The sequence below is a fragment of the Shewanella sp. SG44-2 genome (genome assembly GCF_014164215.1).
Lineage (GTDB): Bacteria > Pseudomonadota > Gammaproteobacteria > Enterobacterales > Shewanellaceae > Shewanella > Shewanella frigidimarina.
Window position 1 is genome coordinate 1 of record NZ_JACJEU010000055.1, and the last position, 4,288, is coordinate 4,288.

3 protein-coding genes and 1 tRNA gene are annotated in these 4,288 nt (G+C 31.8%); all 4 read left to right on the forward strand.

Annotation, left to right across the window (positions count from 1 at the left end; genetic code table 11):
- The first annotated feature begins 146 nt into the window (after nt 1–146).
- Nucleotides 147–222, forward strand: a tRNA-Arg gene (locus H5181_RS20080).
- Nucleotides 223–242: 20 nt separating this feature from the next.
- Entirely contained in the window at nt 243–1,538 is a 1,296-nt protein-coding gene (locus H5181_RS20085) for a motility associated factor glycosyltransferase family protein (RefSeq protein WP_182751872.1), read from the forward strand.
- On the forward strand, nt 1,539–1,781 hold the full coding sequence (locus H5181_RS20090) for a hypothetical protein (protein ID WP_182751873.1): 243 nt from the start codon (nt 1,539–1,541) through the stop codon (nt 1,779–1,781). It abuts the gene before it with no gap.
- A gap of 45 nt (nt 1,782–1,826) precedes the next feature.
- The coding region (locus H5181_RS20095; RefSeq protein WP_220491854.1) for a 6-hydroxymethylpterin diphosphokinase MptE-like protein at nt 1,827–4,288 on the forward strand (2,462 nt) is incomplete at its 3' end.

Below are 4,288 nucleotides of genomic sequence, written 5' to 3' on the forward strand. Positions count from 1 at the left end.
AATTAAGTGCTAAGTGCTAAGTGGTAAGTGCTAAGTGCTAAATGCTAATCGATAAGAGTAAGGCGATTATGAATTAGTTGGTTGTTAATCAAGCAATTAAATATAAAAGGTTTAATTCAATTATAAACTCAGTATAATCACAGGGTCTCTCTATAGCTCAACAGGATAGAGCAGCCGCCTCCTAAGCGGCCGATCGGGGTTCGAGTCCCTGTGGGGAGACCAGTAAAGTTAAAGGAAAACTTATGACTAAACTGTTTCAATCAAATCTAACTATTATCCAAAAACGTTGGCCAATGATTGCTGCTGCTTTAACTAATGTATCATTTGAACATCTCAATGCTCATCTTGTTCAAGGAAACGAGCAAAGCATTAGTGTTAATGGAATACAGTTAAGTAGCCGTCATGATAGAATCAAAGAGGCTAATTTATACATTTCACAGCTTGTGCCAGAGGTTTGTCATGTAGTTGTTTATGGCCTCGGAATGGGAGATGTGCCTCATATTCTCTCACAGTTACCACAAATAACAACCTTTGAGGTTGCAATATTAAATCTAAGCCTTTTTGCATTACTGATCTCCTATACTGAACAAATTGACTGGCTAACTTCTGACAAGCTAACATTAACTGTAAATCATAAGCAAAATCGATTGGCAAGTAATTATCTTGCAATTTCGTCAGATCTTAATTTAGTGGAAAATGAAAATACTAAATTGAGGGATTTAATAAATTACGAATATACTAGGCAGTTTGCAAACATAATAATAACTGAACGTCATGAGCAATTTTTGCATAGATTAGTGGATAATATTGAGTTTATAGAAAAAGATTTAGATATTAGTGAACTGAAGTTAACTAATAGTGTAGGTAAAGCAATTGTTATAGCATCGGGTCCGACTTTGGAGGAGTCATATAATGATTTACGTGAAATCTTAAAGTTAAAAAAGTCGATTAGACCAACAATAATAGCAGTAGATACGGCCGTTATCGCACTTGTTAGTGAAGGTATCGAACCTGATATAGTTGTAACAATTGATGCTTGGATAACGGAGGGAATGTTCCCTAATCCATTAAATATATCATCTTCCCTAGTTTATTTTCCTTTAACAAACTCTGATTTATTAAGGTGTTGGCCTGGAAAGCGGTGCTGTGCATATACAAATAGTGATATATTTACTAGCCTAATGAAAAGATTCCCCCGCCAATTATTATTTTCTAATGGAAGCGTTATTCATCCGGCAATCGATATCGCGGTAAAATTGGGTGCAAAGGAAGTTCAATTAATCGGAGCTGATTTTTGTTATCCTTTTAACAAAACTCATGCTTTTTGGAAAGATGGAGAATTAGGGGTTAGTTTAAAAATGGCTAAGAAACAATGGCTTTTGAATGTTAGAGGGAGCAGAGCATTAACAGATTTTAATTTTAAAGCATATTTACGTGGTGTTGAATATTACATAGAAAATCATCCAGAAGTTATATTTTCACAAACTCATCTAGAAAGTGCAAAAATTGATGGTGCTATATTTAAGAAGGCGCTATAAATGGATTCCTTAAGTTTTTTAGCTAAAGAAACTGCCGATTTATATAGGCTTGGTCGTGAGTCTTCCGCATCAGCCAAATATAAATTTTTTATAGATGAAATAGAATCGGTGCTTCATGATCTTCCTTTCTCTGAACCGATGCATTTACTTTTGGACGAAATGTTAAAAGCACAAGATAGAGGTGATTGGTTCAGTTTGGCTGATTATATCGAATACGAATTGATTTCTTGTTTAAGGCGTTGATTTTATTTAATAAATATATTTTTTATTTTGTGAGAGGATTTTGTTTTGGACGATTTAATGGATGTTGTAGATAATGAGGTTGAACCTTTTTTTGATGTGAATAAATATGGTGAGTATTATTTGCCATCAGTAAATCGTAGAGTTTTCGAAGTAATAGACTCATCTTCTTATTATAATTCAACTTTAAATGTTGATTTTAAAAAGGAAGACTATATGTTTGTTTTTGTAGGTAGTGACTCAGGGCTACTAGCAAATTATGTACTTAACAAGGATTTAGGGAAAGGGAGTAAAGTTGTTTTTATCGAGCTAGAAAGTGTTCGTGATTTACTCAGTATCGATATTCCTAAAGATAGATTAAACAATTTTTTTATTATTGGGTATCATGAATTTATTGATTTTTTTGGTGAGATTGAATTCAGTTTACATGTAGTAAGAAAGAATATTGAAATTATTAAAAGTGTTTCTGTTAAATCAGGTTTTTTATCTAGTTATAATATATTGTATTCAAGAATTGATGATTATGTATCCACTTTATTTTTTGAGTTGTCAGCTAGCTTTATTAGTAAAGTTTTTATTAAATGTCAATTTGAAAATTTGTGTGAAAATTCTATTCCTTCAAGTATATTGAAAAATAAGTTTAATAACTGCACCGCTATAGTTGTTGGTGGTGGTCCGTCTTTAGATGATAATATCGAATGGTTAATGAATAATAAACATCGATGTATTATTATTGCTGCGTCAAGAGTTTATTCAAAATTATATAATTTGGGGGTGAAAGTCGATTTTGTTGTTTCGATTGATCCCTATCCGGATAGTTTTGAAGTAAATAAAGATTTTATGCTTTTACCTCATGAAACTATTCTTGTTAATGGTTATCATACAACGCCTCTTATTTTGGGGCAATGGACAGGGGCAAAGCTCTATCTTGGTGCTTTGTCTCCTTTTATAAATTATGAGCCTGAGATTAAAAATATATCACAAAAATCACCAACAGTAATCAATAGTGCAATTGAATTTGCTGCTCAATTAGGTGTAGAAAAAATAGTATTGATAGGCGTCGACTTTTGTCATTCAAAAGCTGGTGTAACTCACGCAAAAGATACTCATGGCTCAACATTCATCCCTGATTTTAGTAAGTCATATGATTGGGTTAAAAGTTATAGTGGAGATTTTACTGAAACACCACCACAATTAAAGATGGCAATAAAATCACTCGAAGCCGATATAGAGAAATATGAGAATATAAGTTTTCTTAATACTTCAGTAGATGCTGCGATAGTAAAAGGTGTCATTTATTCAGAAACTAATGATATTTCTATTAATGACATAACTTCAGAACAAAGAAATATGTTAAATCCTCATCATTATTTGCCAACTATAGATGCAGATATAGGGCATGTTGAATTTTGTATATCTATGCTTAATACTGAAATTGCTAATATAAAGATATTAAAAAGTCTTGTGTCTAAGGCGGTTTATTTGACCAGTAAGTTAAAGGTTAAACCCTCTGAATCATTTGTTATTAACAAGAAGCTTGATAGAATTGAATTTAAAATAGACTCGAAATTTTGTAATCTTTCACAGGTTTGTAAGTACCTAGGGAAATATGAGTTTAGTCACTTTATGACCAGTCGTGATGACAATGTTGAGTGGGAGCAGAAAGAGATTACAGAAAGATTTCACCTCTATTATCAAGCATACTCTACATCTGTTAATTCTTTATTGCAGTTAATGGAAGACTCTCTTAATAGGTGTTTAGCTAGGCGGTTAGAATTTAAAGGTCCGAAATTTCTAGATATTGTTTTTAAACAATGGGAAAAAGATCAGCAGTTTGCTCGTGCAATTATTTGGAAAAATAAATCTACTATAATCGAGAGCGAGTTAGATGGGTATTCACAAAATTTACTTAAATATACTAGAGAGCAATTTTTAAAACAACTAGAGGTCATGTTGCCTAAGGAAAATATTACTAATGTTATAAATGATATGATTCAAAGAGCATTTTATAAGTTATCTTTATTATTATCAACGAAAAACACTAATGCTTTAAAAAGAATGGTTGAATATACTTATCCATACATCAGTGTTAATAATGATGTGAAACGACTTCATTTTAATGCTAAGAGTTATTGTTTTACCTTGAGTGGTAATTATGAAAAAGCTATTGACGCAATTTTTGAAATTCCACCAGATCTTCGTAAAGAAATTGAGGTGAAGCATATTGTTCACCTTTCTTTGTCACTAGGTTTATTGGATGTTGCAACTGAAAATCTTAAGGTTTTAGCAAGTATTTATGATGGTTATTTGCCCAAATATGCTAAGTTACTCTCTATTACAGGGCAGCATCAATCAGCTATAAATATTTATATAAAATATTTAGAAATCTATCCTAAACATGTTGGTTGTCTTTTGGATTTTGCTTTGTTTTTATTAAGATTAAATGAAGTTGATTTTGCAATTGATTGTTTTAAGACGGTGATGGGAATTGATCCTGGAAATTTAACGGC

Coding starts and splice junctions, on each gene's coding strand:
- H5181_RS20085 (WP_182751872.1), top strand. CDS start 243: ATGACTAAACTGTTTCAATCAAATCTAACTATTATCCAAAAACGTTGG.
- H5181_RS20090 (WP_182751873.1), top strand. CDS start 1,539: ATGGATTCCTTAAGTTTTTTAGCTAAAGAAACTGCCGATTTATATAGG.